General features: G+C 71.8%; 20 protein-coding genes and 1 tRNA gene. 11 read left to right on the forward strand and 10 right to left on the reverse strand.

The window, feature by feature from the left end:
- Positions 1–99 precede the first annotated feature (99 nt).
- Positions 100–1,077 (forward strand): class I SAM-dependent methyltransferase, encoded by a 978-nt coding sequence (locus OIB37_RS29910; protein ID WP_330460724.1) that lies wholly within the window; start codon positions 100–102, stop codon positions 1,075–1,077.
- Between the two features lie 200 nt (positions 1,078–1,277).
- On the opposite strand, the gene OIB37_RS29915 is transcribed toward OIB37_RS29910, so the two are convergent.
- Positions 1,278–1,982 (reverse strand): glycoside hydrolase family 75 protein, encoded by a 705-nt coding sequence (locus OIB37_RS29915; RefSeq protein ID WP_330460725.1) that lies wholly within the window; start codon positions 1,980–1,982, stop codon positions 1,278–1,280.
- 194 nt (positions 1,983–2,176) lie between these two features.
- Between OIB37_RS29915 and OIB37_RS29920 the strand changes: the two genes are divergently transcribed.
- Positions 2,177–2,788, forward strand: coding sequence for a hypothetical protein (locus tag OIB37_RS29920; RefSeq protein WP_330460726.1), 612 nt, complete (start codon positions 2,177–2,179; stop codon positions 2,786–2,788).
- Between the two features lie 133 nt (positions 2,789–2,921).
- Here the strand turns inward: OIB37_RS29920 and OIB37_RS29925 are convergent, their stop codons facing one another.
- The 3 genes from OIB37_RS29925 to OIB37_RS29935 form a co-directional block, all read right to left on the reverse strand.
- Entirely contained in the window at positions 2,922–3,758 is an 837-nt protein-coding gene (locus OIB37_RS29925) for an aldo/keto reductase (protein WP_330460727.1), read from the reverse strand.
- Between the two features lie 115 nt (positions 3,759–3,873).
- Entirely contained in the window at positions 3,874–5,700 is a 1,827-nt protein-coding gene (locus OIB37_RS29930) for an AMP-dependent synthetase/ligase (RefSeq protein ID WP_330460728.1), read from the reverse strand.
- Positions 5,701–6,275: 575 nt separating this feature from the next.
- Positions 6,276–7,145, reverse strand: a complete 870-nt coding sequence (locus OIB37_RS29935; RefSeq protein WP_330460729.1) for a LysR family transcriptional regulator — start codon at positions 7,143–7,145, stop codon at positions 6,276–6,278.
- A 213-nt stretch (positions 7,146–7,358) separates the two neighbouring features.
- On the opposite strand from OIB37_RS29935, the gene OIB37_RS29940 reads away from it, so the two are divergent.
- Together OIB37_RS29940 and OIB37_RS29945 are read left to right on the forward strand one after the other, a co-directional pair.
- Complete coding sequence (locus OIB37_RS29940; protein ID WP_330460730.1) at positions 7,359–8,366, forward strand: bile acid:sodium symporter family protein; 1,008 nt, start codon at positions 7,359–7,361, stop codon at positions 8,364–8,366.
- Positions 8,367–8,520: 154 nt separating this feature from the next.
- Complete coding sequence (locus OIB37_RS29945; protein WP_330460731.1) at positions 8,521–9,048, forward strand: isochorismatase family protein; 528 nt, start codon at positions 8,521–8,523, stop codon at positions 9,046–9,048.
- Positions 9,049–9,190: 142 nt separating this feature from the next.
- Here the strand turns inward: OIB37_RS29945 and OIB37_RS29950 are convergent, their stop codons facing one another.
- Entirely contained in the window at positions 9,191–9,910 is a 720-nt protein-coding gene (locus tag OIB37_RS29950) for an SDR family oxidoreductase (protein WP_330460732.1), read from the reverse strand.
- A 145-nt stretch (positions 9,911–10,055) separates the two neighbouring features.
- Between OIB37_RS29950 and OIB37_RS29955 the strand changes: the two genes are divergently transcribed.
- From OIB37_RS29955 to OIB37_RS29975, 5 genes are all read left to right on the forward strand, one after another.
- Positions 10,056–11,006: a LysR substrate-binding domain-containing protein gene (locus OIB37_RS29955; RefSeq protein ID WP_330460733.1), complete on the forward strand. Its 951-nt coding sequence runs from the start codon at positions 10,056–10,058 to the stop codon at positions 11,004–11,006.
- 345 nt (positions 11,007–11,351) lie between these two features.
- Positions 11,352–12,680 (forward strand): OFA family MFS transporter, encoded by a 1,329-nt coding sequence (locus OIB37_RS29960; RefSeq protein WP_330460734.1) that lies wholly within the window; start codon positions 11,352–11,354, stop codon positions 12,678–12,680.
- Positions 12,655–12,783, forward strand: a complete 129-nt coding sequence (locus OIB37_RS29965; protein WP_330460735.1) for an MFS transporter small subunit — start codon at positions 12,655–12,657, stop codon at positions 12,781–12,783. The genes OIB37_RS29960 and OIB37_RS29965 overlap by 26 nt, the downstream gene beginning before the upstream one ends.
- Before the next feature lie 138 nt (positions 12,784–12,921).
- A complete protein-coding gene (locus OIB37_RS29970; protein ID WP_330460736.1) occupies positions 12,922–13,869 on the forward strand; it encodes a beta-ketoacyl-ACP synthase III in 948 nt (315 codons plus the stop codon).
- A 289-nt stretch (positions 13,870–14,158) separates the two neighbouring features.
- Positions 14,159–14,243 (forward strand) — tRNA-Leu (locus tag OIB37_RS29975).
- A 140-nt stretch (positions 14,244–14,383) separates the two neighbouring features.
- Here the strand turns inward: OIB37_RS29975 and OIB37_RS29980 are convergent.
- Positions 14,384–15,586, reverse strand: coding sequence for a cytochrome P450 family protein (locus OIB37_RS29980; protein ID WP_330460737.1), 1,203 nt, complete (start codon positions 15,584–15,586; stop codon positions 14,384–14,386).
- 260 nt (positions 15,587–15,846) lie between these two features.
- Between OIB37_RS29980 and OIB37_RS29985 the strand changes: the two genes are divergently transcribed.
- Together OIB37_RS29985 and OIB37_RS29990 are read left to right on the forward strand one after the other, a co-directional pair.
- Entirely contained in the window at positions 15,847–16,305 is a 459-nt protein-coding gene (locus OIB37_RS29985) for an acyltransferase family protein (RefSeq protein WP_330460738.1), read from the forward strand.
- Between the two features lie 6 nt (positions 16,306–16,311).
- Positions 16,312–18,783, forward strand: a complete 2,472-nt coding sequence (locus tag OIB37_RS29990) for a SpoIIE family protein phosphatase (protein WP_330460739.1) — start codon at positions 16,312–16,314, stop codon at positions 18,781–18,783.
- A 217-nt stretch (positions 18,784–19,000) separates the two neighbouring features.
- Here the strand turns inward: OIB37_RS29990 and OIB37_RS29995 are convergent, their stop codons facing one another.
- The 4 genes from OIB37_RS29995 to OIB37_RS30010 all read right to left on the reverse strand — a co-directional run bounded on the left by OIB37_RS29995 (position 19,001) and on the right by OIB37_RS30010 (position 25,483).
- On the reverse strand, positions 19,001–20,632 hold the full coding sequence (locus tag OIB37_RS29995; protein ID WP_330460740.1) for an RNase H family protein: 1,632 nt from the start codon (positions 20,630–20,632) through the stop codon (positions 19,001–19,003).
- Between the two features lie 344 nt (positions 20,633–20,976).
- Entirely contained in the window at positions 20,977–21,306 is a 330-nt protein-coding gene (locus OIB37_RS30000; RefSeq protein ID WP_330460741.1) for a hypothetical protein, read from the reverse strand.
- A gap of 338 nt (positions 21,307–21,644) precedes the next feature.
- Positions 21,645–23,777 (reverse strand): UvrD-helicase domain-containing protein, encoded by a 2,133-nt coding sequence (locus OIB37_RS30005; RefSeq protein WP_330460742.1) that lies wholly within the window; start codon positions 23,775–23,777, stop codon positions 21,645–21,647.
- A gap of 89 nt (positions 23,778–23,866) precedes the next feature.
- The gene (locus OIB37_RS30010; protein WP_330460743.1) at positions 23,867–25,483 is read right to left on the reverse strand and encodes a serine/threonine-protein kinase; all 1,617 of its coding nucleotides are present in this window, start codon (positions 25,481–25,483) and stop codon (positions 23,867–23,869) included.
- Positions 25,484–25,496: the final 13 nt, after the last annotated feature.

The following is a 25,496-nucleotide window of genomic DNA, read 5'->3' on the forward strand; positions in this document are numbered from 1 at the left end:
CTCCTCCCGCCGTTCTCTTTTGCCGTAACGGCAAAGGAACTGGCCCGCACCCGGTGTGTCGTCGCACGCTGACCGCAAGCGGACGAGAGGCTGACCATCATGGCGCACGACCACCACGCCGACCACGACCACAAGCACGGGCACGACCACAAGCACGGCCACGGGGACCAGGGCGGGCACGGGGACAAGGGCGGGCACGGCGGCCAGGGCGGGCACGCCGGAGGCCACCACCACTCCGACCTGGACTGGAGCGAGATGGGCCCGCACCTGGAGGCGCAGGCGGAACTGTTCGCTCCCCTGTACGAGCAGGCGATGACCTGGCTCGCGCAGGAGGTGATCGAGCCGGGGCTGATCGTCGACGCGGGCAGCGGCCCCGGAGTCGTGTCGTGCCTCCTCGCCGAGACCTTCCCCGGCGCCCGGGTCGCCGCGGTCGACAGCGCCGAGCCGCTGCTGGAACGCGCCCTCGCCCGTGCCACCGAGCGGGACATGGCCGACCGCTTCGACACGCTCGCCGGTGAACTCCCGGGCGTTCTGGGTGAGTTGGAGTACCCGGTCGATCTGCTGTGGGCCGGCCGCAGCCTGCACCACCTGGGCGACCAGCGGGCCGCACTCGCCGCCTTCGCCGAGCGGCTGGCCCCCGGCGGTACCGTCGCGATCCTCGAAGGCGGACTGCCCGTCCGTTTCCTGCCCCGAGACATCGGCATCGGCCGCCCCGGCCTCCAGGCGCGCCTGGACGTGGTGCAGGAGGAGTGGTTCGCCGGCATGCGCGCCGGCCTGCCCGGCTCCGTCGCCGAGACCGAGGACTGGCCGGCCCTGCTGACCTCCGCCGGTCTGAAGTACACCCGCACGCGCAGCTTCCTGCTCGACCTGCCCGCCCCGGTGACCGACAGCGCCCGCGCCTACGTCGCGGACACCCTCTCCCGCCTGCGTGACGCGGGCGACGAGTGCCTGGACGCCGAGGACCGCGCCACCCTGGACCGCCTGCTCGACCCGTCCGACCCGGCGAGCGTGCACCACCGCCCGGACCTGTTCGTCCTGGGCGCGCACACGGTCCACACCGCGGTACGCCCCGCCTAGGTCCTGCCTGGGCCCTGCCTCCCCCGGCCGGGTGGAGATCCCCTTCCGGGGCAGCTGCGGCAGCCTGCCCCCGGGGTGTCCGCTCACCGCCGGCCGGATCGCCGGCCCGGTCGTCCGGGCGATCCGGCGACCGGCCGGGGTCGACGCCAGCACCGTCGTCGTACGTCCGCCGGGTCAGCCCAACTGGCGTGACAACGGCGTCAGTTGTCCTGCAGGAACTGCTTGGCCAGTTGGTCCCCGAGGGTCACGGCCGCGCTGTGGCTCTCGATGGGGGAGACCTTGGAGTTCTTGAACAGGATGTACGTCACGCCGGAGTCGGCCCCACCGGTGGCCGGGTCGGGGTCGATGCCGAGGGCCTGGGCGGTGGCGTAGGACGCCTCGCCGATGATCTTCGTGGGGCCGGTGTCGCCGACGACGGCGTACTCGACCTTGTTGTTGTAGACGACGGCGACGACACCGCCGCCCTTGATGCCCGCGCTCGAGTAGTTCCAGATGCTGCTGGAGCTGGGGACCACCACGTACGGCAGCGACTCGGCCTTCAGGGGCTTGCCGTCGGACTGGTGGAAGGCGGTGTCGTCCTGGTACCAGGGGTCACGGTCCTCGTTGCAGTTGGTGCTGCGCCGGCCGTCGCAGTCGATGTCCATGTCGGCCTTCCAGAACACCGCGCCGTTCTTGCCGCACACGGGGACCGTGGCCGAGGTCTCGTCGTCGGTCTTGTACTTGCCGGTCGAGATCTGCGAGCAGGACGTCACCTTGGCGAGCAGGTCGGCCGCGCTGACCGTGCCCTCCTGGACCGAGGCCGGTGTGCGGGTGTGGGAGGTGTCCGCGGCGCCGGCGGGGAGCGTTCCGGCGGCGAGCAGGGCGGCGCCGGAGGCCGCGGCGAGGGTCAGTGATCGAAGACGCACTGTGGAGGACCCTTCTGTTAGGAAAGTTTCCTTACCGGGTGTCGTACAAGGTGGCCCCGCCTGCATGTCCGCGTCAACCCCCGAGCGGGCCGGGCGTTCGGCGGGAGCCGTCGGGGTCACGGTCGAATGTGCTGTTTTGCGGTGTTATGTTCCCGGCGGAACACTGGTCGTGTCGGGCTGGGAGGAGAAATCTCATGTTCGTACGCACCATCTACGTGACGGGTGACCCCGAGAAGATCGAGACGGCCGTCAGGGCGCTGAACAGTGAAGGGCGGGAGCTGCTCGAGGAACGCCCCGGGTACCGGGGAGCCGGCGTCTTCGTGGACCGGGAACTCGGCAAGCTGCTGGGAGTGAGCTGGTGGGACTCGCGGAAGGCGAGGCACAACAGCGACGAGGTGATGCGTGAGCACCGGCCGGCCATGCTGGAGCCGTTCGCGGGCACGCTCGCGGTGGAGAACTTCGAAGCGGTGGCGTACCACGCGGTGGGGGTGCCGCGGATGGGCGGCGGGCTGCGCGTCACACGGGTGCAGTTCGATCCCGCGGACGCCGACCTGTTCGCCGAGACCTTCCGGTCGTCCGTGCTCCCGAGGCTGCGGGACCTGCCCGGCCTGGCCACGGTCGGCCTCTTCGTCGACCGGGAGCGGGGGACGGGCCAGGTCGGCACCCTCTTCACCGACCGCGCGTCCATGGCGGCGTCGCGAGCCGCCCAGGCCGCCGTCCGGCACGACGCCGCGGCCGAGGCCCGGGTGAGCGTCGTCGGCCTGGAGGAGTTCGAGGTCGTCCACGCCGACGTGGACCCCGGCTGACGCCGTCCGCGGTGCGGCCGGGGCACGACCGCCGGGCACCGCGGTGCCCGGCGGTCCGCCGTCCGGGCCGTCCGGCGACGCGAACGGCCGTGACCCCTGGGTGACCCCTGGGGCTCCTGGGTGAGCGCGGTCGTCAGGCCATGTCGAACTCGGCCGGGTCCGGGCCCAGCCGCCGGTCCTCGTTCAGCGCGCTGATCGCCGCGAGGTCCTCGTCGTCCAGGTTGAAGTCGAACACGTCGATGTTCTCCCTGATCCGCGACGGCGTCACGGACTTGGGGATCACGATGTTGCCGAGCTGGACGTGCCAGCGCAGCACGACCTGCGCGGGCGTACGGCCGTGCTTCTGCGCGATGGCGACGATCGCGGGCACCTCCAGCAGGCCCTTGCCCTGGCCCAGCGGCGACCAGGCCTCGGTGGCGATGCCCTGCTCCGCGTCGAACTCACGCACCGCGCGCTGCTGCAGCTGCGGGTGCAGCTCGATCTGGTTGACCGCCGGGACGACCGAGGTCTCCGCGATCAGCCGCCGCAGGTGCTCGGGGTGGAAGTTGGACACGCCGATCGCCCGGATCCGACCCTCGGAGTACAGCTTCTCGAACGCCTTGTAGGTGTCGACGTAGTTGTCCCGCGACGGCAGCGGCCAGTGGATCAGGTAGAGGTCCAGGTAGTCCAGACCCAGCTTCCGCATCGACGTGTCGAACGCCCGCAGCGTGGCGTCGTACCCCTGGTCGCTGTTCCACAGCTTGGTGGTGACGAAGATGTCCTCACGGACCAGGCCGGAGGCGGCGATGGCCTTGCCGGTGCCCTCTTCGTTGCCGTAGATCGCCGCTGTGTCGATGCTGCGGTACCCGGCCTCGAGTGCCGTGGCGACGGCCCGCTCGGCCTCGTCGTCCGGCACCTGCCAGACGCCGAAGCCCAGCTGGGGCATCTCGACGCCGTTGTTCAGGATGATCGGGGGGACCTTGCTGCTCACGGGCTTCTTGATCCTTCGGTTGTCGACAGGTGGTACTCCCATGGTCAACGATCACGGGTCCGAATGCATTCCTGCACGCGCATCCGGTACCGGCCCGCGTGCGCACGGGCCGGCGTCAGGCCTGGTAGAGCGCCTCGACCTCACGCTCGTACGCGTTCTCGATCGCCTTCCGCTTCAGCTTCAACGACGGTGTCAGCAGGCCGTGTTCCTCGGTGAAGGGCTGAGCCAGGATGCGGAAGGTGCGGATCGACTCGGCTTGTGAGACAAGGGTGTTGGCGGCGACCACGGCCCGCCGCACCTCCGCCTCCAGATCCGTGTCGCTCACCAGTTGCGTGCCGGTCAGCTTCGGCTTGCCGCGCATCTGCAGCCAGTGCTCGACCGCCTCCTGGTCCAGGGTGACCAGCGCGGCGATGTAGGGGCGGTCGTTGCCGACGACGATGCACTGGTTGACCAGCGGATGGTCGCGGACCCGCTCCTCCAGCACACCGGGGGAGACGCTCTTGCCGCCGGAGGTCACCAGGATCTCCTTCTTGCGGCCGGTGATGGTCAGATAGCCGTCCTCGTCCAGCGCCCCCAGGTCACCGGTGGCGAGCCAGCCGTCGTGCAGGGTCTCGTCCGTCGCCTTGGGGTTGTTGAGGTAGCCCTGGAAGACGTTGCCGCCGTTCAGCCAGATCTCCCCGTCGTCCGCGATGTGCACGGTCACCCCGGGGACGGCCTGGCCGACGGTGCCGTAGCGGGTGCGGTCGGGCGGGTTGGCGGTCGCGGCGGCCGTGGACTCCGTCAGGCCGTAGCCCTCGTAGATCTGCACGCCGGCGCCCGCGAAGAAGAGCCCCAGCCGGCGGTCCATCGCCGAACCACCGGACATCGCGTTGCGTATCCGGCCGCCCATCGCCGCCCGCACCTTGGAGTACACCACCTTGTCGAAGAACTGGTGCTGCATCCGCAGCGCCGCCGACGGTCCCGGGCCGATGCCCCACGCCTTCGCCTCCAGGGCGTCGGCGTACCGCACCGCGATGTCGATCGCCTTCTCGAACGGACCCGACTTGCCTTCCTTCTCCGCCTTGCGCCGGGCCGAGTTGAACACCTTCTCGAAGATGTAGGGCACGGCGAGGATGAACGTCGGCTTGAAGGCCTGCAGATCGGGCAGCAGGGCGGCGGCGTGCAGCTGCGGCTGGTGGCCGAGGCGGACCCGGCCGCGGATGGTGGCGACCTCCACCATCCGCCCGAAGACATGGGCGAGCGGCAGGAACAGCAGGGTGGAGGCCTCGTCGCCCTTCTTGGAATGGAACACCGGCTCCCAGCGGCCGATCACGCTGTCCGCCTCGAACATGAAGTTGCCGTGCGAGAGCACACACCCCTTGGGGCGGCCCGTGGTGCCCGAGGTGTAGATGATCGTGGCGACCGAGTCGGGAGTCACCGCCTGCCGGTGCCGGTGGACCACCTCGTCGTCCAGATGCGCCCCGGCGTCGTACAGCTCCTGCACACAGCCCTCGTCCAGCTGCCACAGCTGGCGCAGCTGGGGGAGGCGGTCGATGACGGTCGCGATGGTCATCGCGTGGTCCTCGTGCTCCACGATCGCGGCCGTGCACTCGGCGTCGTAGAGCATCCAGAAACACTGCTCGGCCGACGAGGTCGGGTAGACCGGCACCACCTGCGCGCCGATCGTCCAGAGCGCGAAGTCGAACTGGGTCCACTCGTAGCGGGTGCGGGACATGATCGCGACGCGGTCGCCGAAGCGGATGCCGCGGGCGAGCAGGCCCTTGGCGAGGGCGAGGACCTCGTCGCGGAACTCGGCCGCGGTCACGTCCCGCCACTGTCCGGATTCGTCCTTGCGGCCGAGGGCGACGCGCAGCGGGTCGGTCCGCGCATGGTCGAAGACGGCGTCGGCCAGACCGCCTGCCTGCGGCGCCGGCGCCAACAGAGGGTTGGTGAACTCGTGCAAACGTCGCTCCCCGTTCCTCGCTCCTCGGTCACGCCAGCGATCCTCCGCACGGCGCCGTGAAAGCTACCTCACAGGCCAGCCGGGCGGGAGGGTCCGCGAAACCGGCCAAACCACTCGTTCTCCCCGGTGGGCGGCCGGAAAATGCCCGCACATGGGGAAGGGACGGACACAACACTTACGGGTCGGTAAGCGCCGCTGGCGCAATCTCCACCGAATCTGTACCTGCCGGTCACGGCATACGGCGAGGCCCTGCGCATGCGTGCGGACGGGGCGGTGGTCTCCGCGCATGCGCCCGCGGCGATCCGCGCGTGCCGCGCCGACGCCCTGCGCGGGCCGGTTCCCGAGGGCGTTCCCGGGCGCCCCGTCGGCAGGACCGGACCGGCCCGCCGTACCCCTTTTCCCCGCTCTCCCACCGCCCCGGGCGCTTTCGGGGTACGGACGATTCAGGCCGCTCGGGACGGAGGGGCGATTCGGGCCGCTCGGGATCGGCGGACCCTCTCCGGAGGTGGCCTGTGGTGGTGGCCTGTGGTGGTGGCCTGCGGTGGTGGCCGCCGGTGGAGCCGCGTGGCGTTCCCTCAGCCGCCCCGGCGCCGCAACCGCTCGCCGCCCGCCAGGATCGCCGCGGCCAGCGCGTCGGCGGCGCCCTCCGCGGTGGGCGGTCGCCGGCCGTGGACGAGGACGAAGTCGACCTTCCCCAGTTCGGGCAGCCCCGCGCGGTCCGGTACCCGGAACAGCCCCGGGGGGATCAGCCGGCGGGAGTGGGCCATCACGCCGAGGCCGGCGCGGGCGGCGGCGATCAGGCCGTTGAGGCTGCCGCTGGTGCACACGATCCGCCGGTCGCGCCCCTCGGCCTCCAGGGCCTCCAGCGCGAGGGCCCGGGTGATCCCGGGCGGGGGATACACGATCAGCGGGACCGGCCGGTCGGGGTCCAGGCGGAGCCGTTCGGCGCCGATCCACACCAGGTCGTCGCGCCACACCAGCTCGCCGCGCGGATCCTCCGGACGCCGTTTGGCCAGCACCAGGTCGAGCTTCCCGGCGGCCAGCTGCTCGTGCAGGGTGCCGGACAGCTCCACGGTCAGCTCCAGGTCCACCTCGGGATGGTCGTACCGGAACGCCTCCAGGATCTCCGGCAGACGGGTCAGGACGAAGTCCTCCGACGCGCCGAACCGCAACCGGCCCCGCACCCGCGTGCCGGTGAAGAACGCCGCCGCCTGCTCGTGCACCTCCAGCAGCCGGCGCGCGAAGCCCAGCATGGCCTCGCCGTCCACGGTCAGCTCCACCGAGTGCGTGTCCCGCGCGAACAGCTGCCGGCCGGTGGCCTCCTCCAGCCGGCGCACATGCTGGCTGACCGTCGACTGGCGCAGCCCGAGCCGCCGGGCGGCCTGCGTGAAGCTGAGCGTCTGGGCCACCGCCAGGAACGTCCGCAGCTGGGTCGGGTCGTACATACGGGCAGGGTAGCCCGGTCATCGCGAGACGTGATGACAGTCAGAGTGGTGTGCCGGTTTCCCGATCGGCGCGCCCGGGGGGACCATGAAGGGGCTCCGGGCCCGTGAGTGCAGCCGCGCACGTACCGGCGCACGTACCCGCGCATGTGACCGCGCCTGTAACTGACGAACAGCTTTCGGAGCACTGTGAAACGCCTGCACTGGCCGAGTCGGATGCCGATCGACCCGTACATCCTGCTGCTGCTCGGGACCGTGGGTCTCGCGGCGCTCCTCCCGGCGCGGGGCACCGGGGCCGACGTGGCCTCCGGGGCGTCGACCGCCGCGATCGCCTTCCTCTTCTTCCTCTACGGCGCCCGGCTCTCCACCCGTGAGGCGCTGGACGGGCTGCGCCACTGGCGGCTCCACATCACGGTGCTGGCCTGCACCTTCGTCCTCTTCCCCCTGCTCGGGCTGGCCGCGCGCGGCCTGGTGCCGGTGCTGCTGACCCACCCGCTCTACCAGGGGCTGCTGTTCCTGACGCTGGTGCCGTCGACCATCCAGTCCTCCATCGCGTTCACCTCGATCGCCCGGGGCAACGTGCCCGCCGCGATCTGCGCGGGCTCCTTCTCCTCCCTGGTCGGCATCATCGTCACCCCGCTGCTCGCGGCCGTGCTGCTGGGCAACAGCGGCGGCGGGTTCTCCGCCGACTCGCTGGTGAAGATCGTGCTCCAGCTCCTGGTTCCGTTCCTCGCCGGACAGCTGCTGCGCCGCTGGATCGGAGGCTTCGTCACCCGCCACAAGAAGGTGCTCGGACTGGTCGACCGAGGCTCCATCCTGCTGGTCGTCTACACCGCCTTCAGCGAGGGGATGGCCCAGGGCATCTGGCACCAGGTCGGCCTCGACCGGCTGGTCACCCTGCTCGCCGTCGAGGCCGTCCTGCTGGCCGTGATGCTCGCCCTGACCTGGCACGGGGGCAAGGCGCTCGGCTTCGGCCGGGGGGACCGGATCGCCATCCAGTTCGCCGGTTCGAAGAAGTCCCTCGCCGCCGGGCTGCCCATGGCGAGCGTCCTGTTCGGCGCCCACGCCTCCCTGGCCGTGCTGCCGCTGATGCTCTTCCACCAGATGCAGCTGATGGTGTGCGCGGTCATCGCCAAGCGCCGCGCCCATGACGCCGAGGAGACCCCGGAACCGTCAGCCCCTCACCCGGCCCAGGGGCAGCCACAGAGCGGTGTCCTTCGTTGATCGCAGGACACGCGGACCCGCTGCTCGGATTCGGGAGCGGAGGCGGCGGACTGGGCGTGCGCCGGACGGGGAGGGGTGAACGAACGCGAGCGGTTCATGGGCCTGTTGATCAGGATTTCCGGCACGGACGGCTGATGACGGCTAACGTTCCGTCATGACCGCAGCTCCCGCCCTCGATCCGCGACACACCGCCCTGGTCCTCGTCGACCTGATGGACCGCATCGTCGCGCTGCCCCTCGAACCCCGCAAAGGCACCGAAGTGCTGGCTGCCGCAGAGGAGTTGGTGGACGCCTTCCGTGCCGCCGGCGCCCTCGTCGTGCTGATCCGGGTCGAGCGCCCCACCGTCGCCGAGCAACCGCCCGGCAGTGGCCTCGTGGCCGGGCTGCTCCGTGACGGCGACCTGGAGGTGGTCAAGCGGACGATCGGCGCCTTCCAGGGCACGAACCTCGACGAGCGGTTGCGCCAACACGGCATCCGCACGCTCGTGTTCGGCGGTATCGCCACCAACCTCGGCGTGGAGTCGACAGCCCGCGCCGCCGCCGACCTCGGCTACGACCTCGTCTTCGTGGAAGACGCCATGGCTGCCCTCACCGCCGCCGAGCACGAGGCCTCCGTCAGGCTCGACTTCCCGAGGCTGGGAACCGTCGTCGCCGCGTCTGAGGTGCGCTTCGCGGCACACTGAGCCGCCGGGACGCCGGGACGCCGGGACGCCGGGACGCCGGGACGCCGGGACGCCGGGGCGTCGGGGAGCCGGGTGCCCGGTGCCGGGCACCCGAGGCTCGCCCACGCCCCCGCGACCGTTCCCCGGGCCCCCGCGCCCCGCCTCACACCAGCGTTCCGCCGCCGTCCACGACCACCACCGACCCGGTGCTGTACCCGCTGCGCATCAGGTAGAGGTAGGCCTCCGCCACGTCCGCCGGGTCGCCGACGCGTTCCACCGGAAGCGACTCCGCCGAGGCCTGGAAGAGTCCCTCCCGCTCCGTCTCCGGCAGGTCGCGCCACAGCTCGGTGCGCACCAGACCGGGGGAGACCACGTTGACCCGCACCGGCGCCAGCTCCAGGGCCAGCGCCCGGGTCAGGGACTCCATCGCCCCGCATAGCGCCGCCGCCGCGGTCGTCCCCGGCAGCGGGCGCCGCCCCGCCGTGCCGGTCGTCAGCACCACAGAACCGCCCTCGCGAATCGACCCGGCCCCGTGCTTCACCGCCGTGTACGCACCCCACAGCCGTGTGTCCAGGAACCTCCGCGCCCGCTCTGTACTCGTCTCGGCCAGGCTCCCCAGCAGCAGCGACTCGCCCGCCGTGTAGACGAGGTGGTCGAAGGTGCCGATCGCCGCGAAGAAGCCGCGCACCGCCGCCTCGTCCGTCGCGTCCAGCACGTACCCCTCCGAGCCCTCCGGCAGCAGCTTCAGGGCCGCGTCCACGCTCTCCTGCCGGCGCGAGGCGACCACCACCTCGGCGCCCGCCCGCGCCGCACCCTCGGCGACCGCGAACCCGATGCCCGCCGTACCCCCGATGACGACGACACGCTGTCCCCGCAGATCCATGAGAAATCCCTCTCCAAGCAGGTGTTCCACCACGTTCGGACGGTTTCCAGCCTGCGTCCGCGAGGGTGCGGTCGTCCAAGACCTCTTCCGGTGGCGGCGATACCCTGGAGGTATCGCCGCCACCGGTGAGGAAGGGACTGCTGTCATGCGCCTGGACCCGGCTTCGCACCCGACTTCGCACCTGACCACGCACCCGGCCTCGGAACCGGCTTCGCACCCGGTCTCGGAACCGACCCCGGAGCCGAGGTCCGGCCTGAACGCGGACCTGGACCTGCGGAAGGTCCGCTACTTCGTCGCGGTGGCCGAACTGCTTCACTTCGGCCGCGCCGCCGAGAGGCTCCACATCGCCCAGCCCGTGCTGAGCCGGCAGATCCGCGCGCTGGAGAAGGACTTGGGCGCCGAACTGTTCGTACGTGACAGCCACGGCGTGACGTTGACCGAGGCGGGACGGCAACTCCTCGATGACGGGAGGCAGTTGCTTGCCCTGGCCGACGCGACGCGGCGCAGGGCGCTGCGGGTGGCGTGCGGGCCGGCACGGTTCGTCGTCGGCTTCCGCGCCGGTGTCGTCGTCACGCACGCCCTGCGCGCCTTCTCGGCCGGCCATCCCGACGTCGAGGGAAGCGCCCGCAGGGTCGAGTGGGACGACCAGGAACGGCTGATCCTCGACGGCACCGTCGACATGGCCTACGTACGACGGCCCGTCCGGGAGGACGGCCTCGAACTGCGCCCCCTGTACGTCGAGCCCCGCGTGGCCATGCTCCCCGAGGGCCACCGGCTCGCCGGCAAACAGGAGTTGTCCCTCGTCGACCTCGACGGCGAGACCTGGCTGCGGTACTCCGACCCGCGGCCGGGCGACCTGCCGATCCGCACCATCGAGGAGAAGTTCGAGTGCGTGGCCGCGGGCACCGGGATCACCCTCGTCCCGCGCTCGGTCGCCGAACAGTACTCCCGCCCGGACATCAGCTACGTACCGGTCACCGACGCCGAGCCCGACCAGGTCCTGCTGGCCTGGGCCGCCGGCCGCCGCTCACCCCTGATCGCCGCCTTCGCCGAGGTCGCCGCGGCCGTGGGAGCGGCACCGGGCGGCCACGCCTGAGGCGGACCCCAGCGCCCGCGGCAGCGGGCAACCCCGCCGGCCGGACCCTGCCACCGCCGTGCCGCCGGAGCCTGCCACCGCCGTACCGCCGTACCGCCGTACCGCCGTACCGCCGGAGCCTGCCACCGCCGTGCCGCCGGAGCCTGCCACCGCCGTACCGCCGGACCCTGCCACCGCCGTGCCGCCGTGCCGCCGTGCCGCCGTGCCGCCGTGCCGCCGTACCGTCGGCGCGGGGAAACGGCGCGGCACAGGTGCGACCGCTGGACGCATGCCTCCTACCGTTCACCGCATACAGCCGACGCGACGTCTTCTCAACTTCCCTGCTCCGCCTTACCGTCCGGCCCCATGAGCAGCCCCCCTGTCGCACCCCCGGGCTGGAGCCGATGGCTTGTTCCGCCCGCCGCCCTCTCCGTCCATCTGTCCATCGGGCAGGCCTACGCCTGGAGCGTGTTCAAACCGCCCCTGGAGTCCGCCCTCCACCTCGACGGCACCCAGAGCGCACTTCCGTTCCAGCTGGCGATCGTGATGCTCGGACTGTCGGCCGCGTTCGGCGGCACACTCGTCGAACGCAACGGGCCGCGCTGGGCGATGAGCGTGGCACTCGTCTGCTTCTCCTCCGGCTTCCTCATATCCGCGCTCGGCGCGCAGACGCAGCAGTACTGGCTGATCGTCCTCGGCTACGGCTTCGTCGGCGGTATCGGCCTCGGCATCGGCTACATCTCACCCGTCTCCACCCTGATCAAGTGGTTCCCGGACCGGCCCGGCATGGCCACCGGCATCGCGATCATGGGCTTCGGCGGCGGCGCGCTGATCGCCTCGCCCTGGTCGGCGCAGATGCTCGAGTCCTTCGGCAGTGACCACTCCGGGATCGCGCTCGCGTTCCTCGTGCACGGCCTGTCGTACGCGGTCTTCATGTCGCTCGGTGTCCTCCTGGTCCGCGTGCCGCGCGCGCCGAAGCCCGCCGAGGCCGGGCCGAGCGCCGTAACCGGTGTGCAGGTGTCCGCCCGCAGCGCCGTGCGTACCCCGCAGTTCTGGTGCCTGTGGATCGTGCTGTGCACCAACGTGACCGCGGGCATCGGCATCCTGGAGAAGGCCGCCCCGATGATCACGGACTTCTTCGCGGACAGCTCCACCCCGGTCTCCGCCTCGGCGGCCGCAGGCTTCGTCGCGCTGCTGTCGGCGGCCAACATGGCCGGCCGTATCGGCTGGTCGTCCACCTCCGACCTGATCGGACGCAAGAACATCTACCGCCTCTACCTCGGCGTCGGCGCGATGATGTACCTGCTCATCGCACTGTTCGGCGACTCGGCCAAGCCGCTGTTCGTGCTGTGCGCCCTGGTGATCCTCTCCTTCTACGGCGGCGGCTTCGCCACGATCCCCGCCTACCTGAAGGACCTCTTCGGCACGTACCAGGTCGGTGCCATCCACGGCCGGCTGCTCACCGCCTGGTCCACCGCCGGTGTGCTCGGGCCGCTGATCGTCAACTGGATCGCCGACCGGCAGGAGGCAGCCGGGAAGCACGGCGCCGGCCTCTACGGGCTGTCGTTCTCCATCATGATCGGGCTGCTCGTCGTCGGATTCGCCGCCAACGAGTTCGTCCGCCCCGTCGACACCCGCCACCACATCCCCGCCCAGAGGGAGGCCTCCGATGTCCAGCGACAGCAGCCCGCCTAGCCGACGGGGCCTGATCGCCCTGTCCTGGCTGTGGGTGGGGGCGCCCCTCGCCTACGGGGTGTACGAACTCGTACAGAAGGCGACACAACTGTTCACGGGGTGAGTGTTCGGATGCCCCCGGGTCTGCGGGAAGCCGACAACCCGGATGCCCGATTCCTGTCGCTTCACGCGCCCTCGTACCCGCCGGTCACGGATAAGACTGGAGAATCCCGCTGAATCGGCCAACGAGGGGGACCTCCACATGAACGGCTCGCGTATCGCCGCCATCGGTCACTACCAGCCCGCCAAGGTGCTCACCAACGAGGACCTGGCGGGCATGGTCGACACCAGCGACGAGTGGATCCGCAGCCGGGTGGGCATCCGTACCCGGCACATCGCAGGTCCCGACGAGCCGGTCGACGAGCTGGCCGCGCACGCAGCCGCCAAGGCCCTCGCCGCGGCCGGTCTCGCCCCCGGCGACATCGACCTGGTCCTGGTCGCCACCTCCACGGCGATCGACCGCTCCCCGAACACCGCCGCCCGGGTCGCGGCCCGGCTCGGCATCCCGCAGCCCGCCGCCATGGACGTCAACGTGGTGTGCGCCGGCTTCACCCACGCCCTCGCCACCGCCGACCACACCGTCCGGGCCGGCGCCGCCACCCGCGCCCTGGTCATCGGTGCGGACAAGATGTCCGAGATCGCCGACTGGAGCGACCGCACCACCTGCGTTCTCGTCGGCGACGGCGCCGGGGCAGCCGTGGTCGAGGCGTGCGCACCGGACCAGGAGCCCGGGATCGGACCGGTGCTGTGGGGATCGGTGCCGGAGATGGGCAACGCCGTACGGATCGAGGGCACGCCGCCGCGCTTCGCGCAGGAGGGGCAGAGCGTCTACCGCTGGGCCACGACCCAGCTGCCGCCCATCGCGCGCCGCGTCTGCGAGAGGGCCGGCATCGAACCCGCCGACCTCGCCGCCGTCGTCCTGCACCAGGCGAACCTGCGCATCATCGAACCGCTCGCGCAGAAGATCGGTGCCGTCAACGCCGTGGTCGCGCGGGACGTCACCGAATCCGGCAACACCTCCGCCGCCAGCATCCCCCTCGCCCTGTCCAAGCTGATCGAGACGGGGGCGGTGCGCAGCGGCGACCCGGCCCTGCTGTTCGGCTTCGGCGGCAACCTGTCGTACGCCGGCCAGGTCGTACGGTGCCCGTGAGGTTTCCCGGGGTGCTTTCCGCGGTGCCCTCCGCGGTGCCCTCCGCGGTGCCCTCCGAGGGGTGATCGCCGGGATGGCGGGCCACGCCCGCCCCCTCGCCGCGAATCAGTGATCGGTGAACACGCCACGTACACGTGTGATCGCGTGGCGTACGACCTGCGCGATCCGGGAGCGCAGCGTGCCCGGGTCGCCACGCGCCGGACAGATACGCAGGTGAAAGGCACTCCGAAACCTTGGTATTGTTATCCATGTCGCCGCGGGGAACACCGCAAAAGGCGGCAGACACCTAGTCCGGGTGGCGGAATGGCAGACGCGCTAGCTTGAGGTGCTAGTGCCCTTTATCGGGCGTGGGGGTTCAAGTCCCCCCTCGGACACAAGGCGGAAGGCCTGGTCAGCGCAAGCTGGCCAGGCCTTCTCCGTGTTTGGATCTGCGTTCGAACGGTCCACCCGCCGCGGTCGGTCCCACAGTGTGGGTCGGGTGGTGCGGCGGTCGGGTGGCCGTGCGTCGCGGTGGTTACGGCTTCCAGTGGACGGGCAGCCGCTGGGGGCCGCGTATGAGCATGCCGTGGCGCCAGGGCAGGGCGGCCGGGTGGGCGTCGAGGGCGAGGTCGGGACAGCGCTCCAGGAGGGTGCGGACCGCGATCCGCGCCTCCAGGCGGGCGAGCGGCGCGCCGAGGCAGTAGTGGATGCCGTGACCGAAGGCGACATGACCACCGGCGGGCCGGCGGACGTCGAAGCGGCCGGGCTCCGGGAAGCGGGCCGGGTCGTGGTTGGCGTCCGCCAGGGCCACGAGGACCAGCTCACCGTCGCCGGGGACGACGGTGTCCCCGATCCGGACCGGCTCGGTGGTGAACCTGAACGTCGGCGTCTCCACCGGCCCGTCGTAACGCAGCATCTCCTCCACCGCGTTGGTCATCAGCGTCATGTCCGCACGCAACGCCGCGAGTTGATCGGGGTGGGTCAGCAGGGCCAGCACGCCGTTGGAGATCAGGTTGACCGTGGTCTCGTGCCCGGCGACCAGCAACAGCCACGCGGTGCCGAGCAGTTCATCCGCCGACAGGCGGTCGCCGTCCTCGTCGGTGGTGCGGATCAGGTCACTCATCAGGTCCTGGCCCGGGTCCAGGCGCTTGCGCTCCAGCAGATCGGCGAGGTACGCGGCCACCTCGCCCGAAGCCGCCAGCCGCGCCCCGGGGTCGGGATCGCTGAGGACCGTGCTGGTCCAGCCTCGGAACGCGGCCCGGTCCAGCATGGGCACACCGAGCAGCTCGCAGATCACCGAGATCGGCAACGGGAATGAGAGGGCCTCGACCAGATCCGTTCGCCCCTCCGGAAGCGCCAGCATCGCGTCGAGCAGCTCGTCGGTGATCTGCTGTACGCGCGGCGCGAGTTGCTCGATCCGGCGCGGAGTGAACTCACGGACGACCAGCTTGCGCAGCCGCTCGTGGTCCGGCGGGTCGGAGTTGAGCATGTGCGGCCCCGCGGACGGGCTGGAGATCGGAAAGGACGGCGCGGCGTTCTTCCACTGCTTGGACAGCCGCGGATCCACGAGCGCGGCCCGCCCTGCCTCGTACCCGACGACGAGCCACGCCTCGGCTCCCTCGGGAATCCGCACCCTGTGCACCGGCCCGCGCTCACGCAGGGCCGCGTAGACCGGATACGGATCGCGGACGAAGTCCTCACCCATCGCCACCAGATCGACCACTTCGGCTGCCGTCATCGCCCGCCCCGTTCCGGTCCGCCCCCGCCGCACAGTCCGCCCCGACGCTAGCAGCGGGCGGCGCCGTACCGAAGGGCGAATCCAGCCGCATCAGGTGAGGAGGGCGAGGAGGACGCGGAAGGGCCCGCGGGGGATGCGGCAGTGCGGCAGTGCGGCAGTGCGGCGGTGCGGCGGTGCGGTGGTGCCGTGCCGGGCACGAATTGGTTGCGGCCGTGCCTCTTCGCCGTGCCCGCGCCGGTTCAGCGGCAGCATGACCGGACATGAGCCGAGACCGCTATGTCGACTTCCTGCGCGCGTGGGCCATCGCATCGGTCGTGGTCGGCCACTGGCTGATCACCGCCCTCGTGCGCCGGCCCGACGGGACGATCGCCGCGCCCGAACTGCTGGCCTCACTTCCCTGGACCCAGTGGCTGACCCTCGGGTTCCAGATCATGCCGCTGTTCTTCCTGGCCGGCGGTCACGCGGCGGGCGGCTCGTGGGCGCGGGCGCGGGCGCGGGCCCGCGCGGTGGGCGGCAGTCCCCGCTGGTCCGGGGCTCCCTCCGCCCCCGCAGTCGATGCCGGCCGGCACCTCCTCCGCCCCCGCAGTCGATGCCGGTCCGGTACCTCCTCCGCCCCACCAAGCCCACCGCTTCATGCGCCCGCCCCTACGTGTCGGCGTGCTCGACGTGAACCACCTGAGGGATTCTTGAGTCGGCGAGCCTGCGCGCAGGGGAGATGATCGATCATGGACAGACCGGCGACCAGCGACCGAGAGCCCGGCGAAACCTTCGACGCCGGTGAGGCCGTGGCCGTGACGGATCCGGACGGAGTGCTGACCGGCTGGAGCTCCGGTGCGCAGCGGTTGCTGGGATACGCCGCGGGTCAGGCCGTGGGCCGGCCGGTGACGGAGCTGCTCGCGTCCCCCGCGCCCGGGATCGCGCGCGAGGAACCCGCCGTACTTGCCGCACTCGCCGCACGGGTGGGACAGGAGGGCTGGGCCGGGCGGGTGGTGCTCCGGGCCCGGGACGGCGGCCCGGTGGAGTGCCGGCTGCGGGTGCGCCCACTGGCGGACGCCGACGGACGTACCGGCTGGCTCCTGGAAGCCCGCCCGACGCGGGAACGGCACGTACCGCAGGAGGAGGCGGCGGACGACCGTGACTCGGACCCGTTGCTGCGCTGGTCGTTCGACCAGTCCCCGTTCGCCCTGGCCATCTACGACACCCAGGGCCGCTTCGCCCGGATCAACGCCCCGATGGCGCGGCAGCTCGAGGCGTCGGAGGCGGACCTGCGCGGGCTCCGGATCACCGAGCACATGCCCGATCCGCGGTTCAAGGGTCCTGAGCAGACCATCGACCGTGTGGCGGTGACCGGTGTGCCGGAGAGTGTCGAGAACTACGTGCGGGTACCGGGGGAGCCCTACGCGCACGCCTGGGTCGTCCATGTGGACCCCCTCAAGGACCCCGCGGGGCGGGTACGCGGCGTCCAGGTGGCCGCGCTCGACTTCTCGGAGCAGTCCGCGGCCCGCGAGCGGCTGGCGCTGCTCAACGAGGCCAGCAGGCGGATCGGCAGCAGCCTGGACGTGGCCCGTACCGCCCAGGAGATGGCCGACGTGGCCGTGCCCGCCTGCGCGGACTTCGTCTCCGTCGATCTGCTCGACGCCGTGCTGCACGGCGACGAACCCGCTCCGATCCCCGTCGGCGCCCCGCTGGTGCTGCGGCGTACGGCTGTGCGCGCCACCGCGCCGCTCCTCGTGGAGACCGGTGCCCTGGCGCGCTACCCGGAGTTCTCGCCGCTCGAACGCTGCCTGGCCACCGGTCGCGCCAGCAGGCACCGGATCACCGATCCCGAGATCGTCCGCTGGCTCGCCCAGGACCCGGACCGGGCCGTATGGGTGGACCAGCACCGTCCGCACGCGCTGATGGCGGTGCCTCTGCGCGCCCGAGGCGTGAACCTCGGTGCCGCCCTGTTCACCCGTCTGGACCCGTCCGCCCCGCCGTACACCGAGGACGACCTGCGGGTCGCCGAGGAGATCGCGGCACGCGCCGCGGTCTGCATCGACAACGCCCGCCGCTACACGCGCGAGCGCACCACCACCCTGGCCCTCCAGCACAGCCTGCTGCCGCAGGGAATCCCCGAGCAGGCGGCCGTCGACGTCGCCGGCCGCTATCTGCCCGCGGGCTCGCAGGCCGGAGTGGGAGGCGACTGGTTCGACGTGATCCCGCTGTCCGGCGCCCGCGTCGCCCTCGTCGTCGGCGACGTCGTCGGCCACGGCCTCCACGCCTCCGCCGCGATGGGACGCCTGCGTACGGCCGTACGCACGCTCGCCGACGTCGACCTGCCCCCGGACGAACTGCTCGCGCACCTGGACGACCTGGTCATCCGCCTCAGCACCGGGCTGGAGACCGGCGCCGAGGCCCCCAACGCCGATCTCGGGGCCACCTGCCTGTACGCCGTCTACGACCCGGTCTCCCGCCGGTGCACGCTCGCCAGCGCCGGCCACCCCTGGCCCGCCCTGGTCACCCCGGACGGCACGGTGGACTTCCTGGAACTGCCCACCGGCCCGCCCCTGGGCCTGGGCGGACTGCCCTTCGAGTCCGTCGAGATGGAGCTTCCCGAAGGCAGTCTGCTCGCGCTCTACACCGACGGCCTGATCGAGGCCCGCGATCACGACGTCGACGCCGGCCTGCGCGCCCTGCGCACTGCTCTCGCCGATGCCGTTCCCTCGCTGGAGACCACCTGCGACATCGTCCTCAAGGCGCTGCTCGACGGGCGGCCGGCCGACGACGTCGCACTGCTGGTCGCCCGCACCCGTGCCCTGGACAGCCGGCACATCGCCGAGTGGGAGCTGCCCGCCGACCCGGCCGTCGTCGCCGAGGCGCGCTCGCTCACGGCCGCCCAGCTCCACGCCTGGAACCTGGACGAGCTGGACTTCGTCGCCGAGCTCGTGGTCAGCGAGCTGGTGACCAACGCGATCCGTCACGCCGCCCCGCCCATCCAACTGCGCCTCATCAAGGACCGGACCCTGATCTGCGAGGTCTCCGACGCCAGCAGCACCGCGCCCCACCTGCGCAGGGCCCGCATCCTGGACGAGGGTGGCCGCGGCCTGATGCTCGTCGCCCAACTCACCGAACGCTGGGGGACACGGCACACGGAGACCGGCAAGACGATCTGGGCGGAGCTGCCGTTGCCGGGGGGTGGGGATCCCGGGGTGGGGTGAGACACCCAGAGGCGCAGGGAGCGGTGACCGGCAGGGATCGGCAGCCCGGAGGGCCACGATCCGGCCCGGAGCGGAGGGATCGGCCCGGCCCGGAGCGGCCCGCGCGGCGCAGGTGACGGGGTGACGGGGTGACGGGCGATGCGGGCGAAGGGGCAACGCGCACAGCCGCGAGCCCCGCTGCCCCATGACGAACGGCCGGGTTCGCTCACGCCCGCCCCTACTGCCGCCCTTCCGGCGTGGGCGTGGGCGTGAGCGTGCGCAGGAGTCGCGCGTGCTCCTTGTGGGCGACGGAGGCGGGAACGCGCCCCGTCACGCGGCGCAGGGCCAGCGACGCGAGCGCGTCCGCGGTCTCGTTGAGGTCGTGGCCGATGTGACCCTTGAGCCAGCGGACTTCGACGCGGTCGCGATGCGGCAGCAGTTCGGCGAGCAGCCTCCTGCCCTCGGGGAACAGCACCGTACGGTGGGCCGCCGCCGGATCGGCGGCCGCCAGCGCCCGGTCGACGACGGAGACCGCCTCGGTGCTGTCGCACAGGACGACGACGGGGGCGTCCGCGGTGCCGTCGAGGAGCCCGAGCGCGGCCGCGCAGATGCCGATGACCTCGGCCTCGCCACTGCTCGACGCCATGGAGTCGCCATGTCCCGTGACACCGTTCTCGGCGACCCAGCCGTAACCGCACAGGGCCGACTCGTCCCCCACGGCGGCGTCGGCCACCGCCACCACCGCGTGCGGGTCGAGATCGTCGAGGAGCGCGTACCGGTCGCCGGTGAGCGGTGAGACGGCCTCCTCCTCGCCGTCGCTTCCCTCCCGTGGCGTGAGGCCGGACGCTTCCTCGCCGAGGACGTCGGCGAGCGCGGAATGGCAGCGGGGGCAGCCCGCGTCCCTCTCCGCGCAGTCGGTCCGGTGCTCGGCCGACAACTGCCCGGCCCGCAGCCACAGTTCCGGATGACGGGAGCCGAAGCGCGTGAGAGCGCCCGCGTGACACGCGGCGACCAGATCGGCGAAGGGGCCGGCCGCCGTGAACTCCGCTATACGGTCGTGGAGTTCCGCGGTTCGCTGCGCGGCCTCGACTGCGCGGGCCGTGAGGATCGCGGCGTCCTGGTGCGCATCGTCGAGCGCGTCGAGGTGGACCGCGCGAGCGGCGACTGGACGGGTCAGCGCCGCGCGTTCGGCCTGGGCGATCGCGTAGCGGCCCCAGGCGAGCGAGGCACGCGAGTGGCGGCTCCACCGTTCGGCGAGCGCGTCCTGTCCGAGGTGCGGGTTCTCCGCCCGCCGGGCGTCGTCGAGCAGAGCCTGTACGAAGGTGTCGTCGTCGCACGCCAGCAGTTCGCGGACCGGAGCGGGTATCGCGGCAGGCATCAGCCCGTGCTCGCGCGCCCATCGGGCCCGGTCGTGCTTCTCCGGACCCAGAAGCCCCATGGACAGGCCGCGTTCGGCCAGCTCCTCGCTCAGGGCGGCGAAGTACGCCGCCGAGTACGCGGTCCTTACGATCCGTGCCTCCAGCGGATCCGTCGGCGGCCGCTGCCGTCCGGTGACCCGGCGGGCGCGGTGTTCCTTCCACACGGCGTCCGCCTGGGACCGCGCACGCCGGACCCTGCGGGCGTACTCCCGCAGCGGGCGCAGCCGCTGTGCGGGCAGACCGGAGAGCTCGCCGCGCCGTACGGCTCCGCGGGCCAGGACGTCGGCGTGGGCGAGAGCGGCGACGGCGCCCCCGGTGAGCGCCGGATGGTCCAGCGCGGCCAGGATCTCCCGGGACGCGGTGCCGTTCATCCGGTCCAGGACCGCGTCCTGGAGCGCCGTGAAGTCCTCGGCGAGGTGGCGGACGAGTTCGGGGCGCGCGATGACGGTCACGGTGACTCCCAGGTGGCGTAAGGCTGGTGGGGTTCTGAGTAGCGCCGTAACCCCCTGCCGGAAACGGGCGTTCAGCGCGGCGAGCGACGGCTTCAGCACTGCTTCGGGTGCGGGCGGTGCGGGCGGTGCGGGCGGTGCGGGCGGTGCGGAGTCGGATACGGCGGTGGGCCCTCTTGCGGGGCGGTGACAGCTGAGACGCAAGTCAGGTGCAGCAGAGGGAAGTCGGGTCCGGGCTCCGGGGTCCGAGGGCCGGGATCCGGGGGCGCGTGCGCCGCTGTCGAGGGTTTGCCCGGTGGTGGCTGGAGAAGCTGCCCGGCTGCGGCTCGGAGAGTGCTTCGCGCGTGTCAGGTCGTACGGGGTGCGGTGGCGTGTACCTGTGCGTAGACGGTGAGGAAGAGCTCCAGGTCGGCAGCCTCGTCCGGCGTGGCGGAGCCGGAGGCGAGGCGGGCGCGGGCGGCGTGCCGGGCCTGCCGCAGGTATCCGCTGCGGTCCAGGTGCCGCCAGAGGAGCCGGAAGGACTGCTGGTGGTCGTAGAGACTGCTCGCGCGTGCACCCCCGTGGACGTGACGGGCCTCGTCCAGGAGGGCCCGGAAGTTGTCGTCGTCGCCGCGCTGCGGCAGTGCGGCCAAGTGCCGGTAGTAGAAGGTGAGCTGGGGCTCACCGGACTCGGTCAAGCTGGGCTTCTCCCTGTCGCTCGACAGTGGTGCTGTGTGGGCGGCGCGAGGACGGCGGTAGGCGATCGCCGAACGAAGGGCGCGTGAAAGCGTGCGATCCCGACATCACCCTGTGGGCGACGCCCCCATCGGGAAGCATTGAAAGATAACCATGAACATGAAAGCACTGTCAATCGTCGAGCGTTGCGTGTGCTGAGCCGACACCTTGGTCAGGAAGCGGACTTGGCTCGGAGCGCCGACGCCTGGCGTCCGCAGGCGTGTTCCGGCGACGGAGTCGCAGTGCACGCGTGCGCCACGAGGCGCACGGGCACGTGACCGCACGTGCGGTCACCGCACGGTCAGGCGACGCCCGCCTCGGTCAGGAAGCGGCTGGGGGCACCCGTCCAGGAGACGTACAGGCCGTCCCGCGCCCGCGTGCACGCCACGAACAGCAGGCAACGTTCGGACATCAGGTCCGCCTCGTGCTGGGCGCGGTCGAGTTCCACGGGGGTCACGGCCTTCGGATACGGCAGAGCACCGTCGTTGACGCCGACGACGGCGACGCAGCGGAACTCCAGGCCCTTGACGGAGTGCATGGTGCCGACCCGGACGGCGTCCATGTCCTCGGGGACGTCCGCTCGCAGCTTCACCGCGGGGATACCGGCGGCCGTCAGCCGCGCGACCGCCTTCTCGGCACCCTTGTTGAAACGCGTGGCGACACCGATCTCCCCGGCGGCGACGCCGGTCGCGTTCCAGGCGTGGACGCGCGCGACGAGGGCGTCGAGCTCGTCCTCCTCCGAGGCCGCCGCGAACAGGGCGGGGCCGTTGCCGTGCAGGGCGGAACGGTAACCGAGGAGGGTCTCGTTGCGTGCGTCGTCCTCCAGCTGCTCGAAGGGCCGGCCGACGAGGAGGGCGGTGGCCCAGCTGAGGATCTCGTGCGTGGAACGGTAGTTCTTCCGCATCTTGGTGGACCGCCCGGCGACCTTGATGCCGAGCGCCTTCAGGAAGACCTTCGTGTCGTAGATGCGCTGGTGAGGGTCCCCGGCGACGAACAGGTCATCGGGGCGCGCGGGCGCGGCGGCACGCAGCAGACGCCACTGCGCCGGGTGCAGGTCCTGGGCCTCGTCCACGACGACGTGCCGGTAAAGGGGCCCCCTCTCCTGGAGCAGGCGGGCTGCCTCCGCGCACGTTCCCAGATAGGTGCGCAGGCCGTCCGCGGCGAGCCGGTCCGTGTACTCCTGGACCGTGCGCCACACCGACGGGCGTTCCCCGGCCGGCAGTCGACTGCCCCGCCCGCGCCGGTCGGCGGCCTCGTACTCCGCCAGGCTCCGCAGATCCTGGGCCAGCACGACGTGCTTGTACTCCTGGGCGAGGAACTGCGCGCTCCCCGTACAGCCGGTCACCCGCGCCGCCTCCGCCCAGCGGCCCTCCTCCTCACCGCCGCGCAGCGGACGGCGCGAGGTGGAGACGATCCGCCCGGCCAGGGCGTCCACGGTCGTGATGTCCACGCGGTCACGCAGCTGCTCGTCCTCCACGAGCTGCGCGAGCCCGCCGCGCAGGGCGGCGACGAGCGCGTTGGTGTACGTCGTCAGCAGGATGCGGTCACCGTCGCGCAGGTACGACAGCAGGTGCCTGACGCGGTGCAGCGCGACGACCGTCTTGCCGGTGCCGGGCCCGCCGGTGACCTGGGCCGGACCGGAGTAACTGGCCCGGTAGGCCACCTTGTGCTGCGAGGGGTGCAGGAAGACCCGCCAGGCCGCGAAGGGTTTGTCGAGGATCTCGCGCAGTTCGTCGGACGCGGTGACGAGCGCGATACGCGTGCGCGTGTGGCGGATGGCCGTCGCGTAGTCGTCGGTGTCCACCGGATCGGTGGTCGTGGCGGCGAGGTTGACGGACACCACGTCACGCCAGACCTCCTCCGCGGAGAAGCCCTCCGCGAGATACTCCAGGACCTCCCGCTGGTCCTGCGGGAAGTACGGCGCGAAGACCTCCAGTTGCTCCTTGCTGGTGAGCGCCCGCACCTGCCGCAGCGTGGTCTCGTCGATGCCGAGCGCGGCCAGGTCACCGTCGGAGAACTTGGCGAACAGCCGCAGGTCCGGAGCGGGCGCGATCCGCTCGTAGGCCGGCGTCAGCTCCTCGAGCATCTCGATGTCGCGGATCTCGACGGCCCGGGTGACCGCGTTGATGCTGGCCTTCTGCTTGACGGCCCAGTCGATCGCCTTGTCGTGCGGCATGACGCGCAGCAGTACGAAGGTGTCGCCGCTGCCGGGCGCGAGAACGACGCCCCGGGTGCCCTGGTCGATGCGGATCGTCCGGATGTGCGGGTCCTTGGCCCGCTTCAGGGACTCCAGCTTCAGCCCGGGGTCCTTGAAGAGCTGGTCCAGGGTGAGGCGCTCGAACTTCTCCCAGGCGTCGAACACACCCTGCTTGACGGTGCCCTGAAGCTTGCCGAGCTGGGCGCAGAAACCGATGTCGAAGGCGAGGTGCGGCATGAGGTCGGTCGGCTTTCTGTGCGTGACGTGCGGTGCGCGGCAACGGGCGACAGGGGAAGAGCAACAGGCGAGGGGCAGGGAGTGACGGATCAGCCCGCGCCCGCGGCGTAACCGGCGCCGTCGCCGCCGTCGAGGCCGAGCCGGATCACGGCCAAGGCTTCGGCGATCGCGGTGGCCATGTCGTCGTCGGGGCCGAACACCACGCAGATGTCCTGGTGGAGCGGTTCGAGGATCTGCCGCGCCTCGATGGCGCGACCCTGGGCGAGCAGCAGCATTCCGATGTCGTGCCGCAGCTCGACGGCCTCCTCGCTGAGATCGCTGTCCACCGACCGTACGACGTTCAGCACGTCCTGAAGGACGGCGAGCGCCTCGGTGACCTGTCCGAGGTCGGCGCGGCAGCGGGCCGCCTGGGCGCGGCAGTCGCGGGCCTGCTCGCTGGTGGGGCCGTTGACCCGGGCGTACGCGTCGGCGAGGGCTTCGAACTCGGGCAGCGCGGCCCGGTAGTCGCCGCCGAGGAGCCGGATCGCGGCCCGGCGCCTGCGCAGCTTCAGAACCTGCTTGTTCTCCGAGCCGAGCGCCGGAGCGGCCGACTCGATGATCTCGCCGAGCACCTCGGCCGCCTGTGCGAAGCGCTCCTCCTCCAGGAGGGCGTCGGAGTGGGCGTACGCCTCCTTGATGTCCCCGCGCAACTGGGCGGGCACGGGCACCGGTCCGCCCTGCGGCGGGACGACGGAGGCGATCCCCGTGTGACCGGCGGCAGCCGGGGCCTGGGCGCGCGGCCTGGGCGCGTAGGGGTGGCGGAACAGGCCCGTCGGGTCGGGCGCGCCGGGCGGACCCGCGTCGCCGGCATCGGACTTCTCGCCGGGACCGGGGAGGAACGGCAGCAACCGCGCGTACACCTCCTGGGTGTCGGCGGGCCGCGCCTCGGGGGCCTTGCGGAGCAGGTGCAGGACCAGCTCCTCCAACTCCGCGGGTACGTCCGGCCGCAGCTGACGCAGGGGAGTGGGGGCTGCGTTGACGTGCTGGTACATCAGCTGGAACTCGCTGTCCGCCTCGAACACGAGCCGCCCGCAGAGCAGTTCGTGCAGGACGCAGCCCAGGGCATACAGGTCCGTCTGCGGGGTGATACGCCCGCCGCGCACCTGCTCCGGAGACATGTACTGGTAGGTGCCGACAGGGCTGCCGGTCGCGGTCAGCTTGGTGACATCCGTACGCAGGATCGCCGCGATACCGAAGTCCAGCACCTTCACGGTCCCGTCCCGGGCGACCAGGATGTTCCCCGGCTTCAGGTCACGGTGGATCACCGGCACGTCGTGCGCGTGCGACAGCACCGTCGCCACCTGCGCGGCGACGGCCACCGCCCAGCCGACCGGCAGCGGCCGTTCGCGGTGGACGTACGCGGACAGGGGTACGCCGTCGACAAGTTCCATCACCAGGAACAGCCGCTCGTACGACTCGCCGAGCACCGCGTCGTACACCTGCGGAACCCCGGGGTGCTGGATGCGGGCGGTGATGCGCGCCTCGCGGTGGAACCGCTTGGCGAACTCCTCGGCCAACTGCGGGGAGGTGACCGACGCCTGCCGGATGAGCTTCACGGCGACGGGCCGGTCCAGCACGGCGTCGTAGCCGCGCCACACGTCCCCCATGCCGCCGCTGCTGAGCTCCTCCAGGAGTTCGTAGCGGTCGGAGATCGCCTGCTTCGGCACGGTGCCCCCCGGA

Source organism: Streptomyces sp. NBC_00820, assembly GCF_036347055.1.
GTDB lineage: Bacteria > Actinomycetota > Actinomycetes > Streptomycetales > Streptomycetaceae > Streptomyces.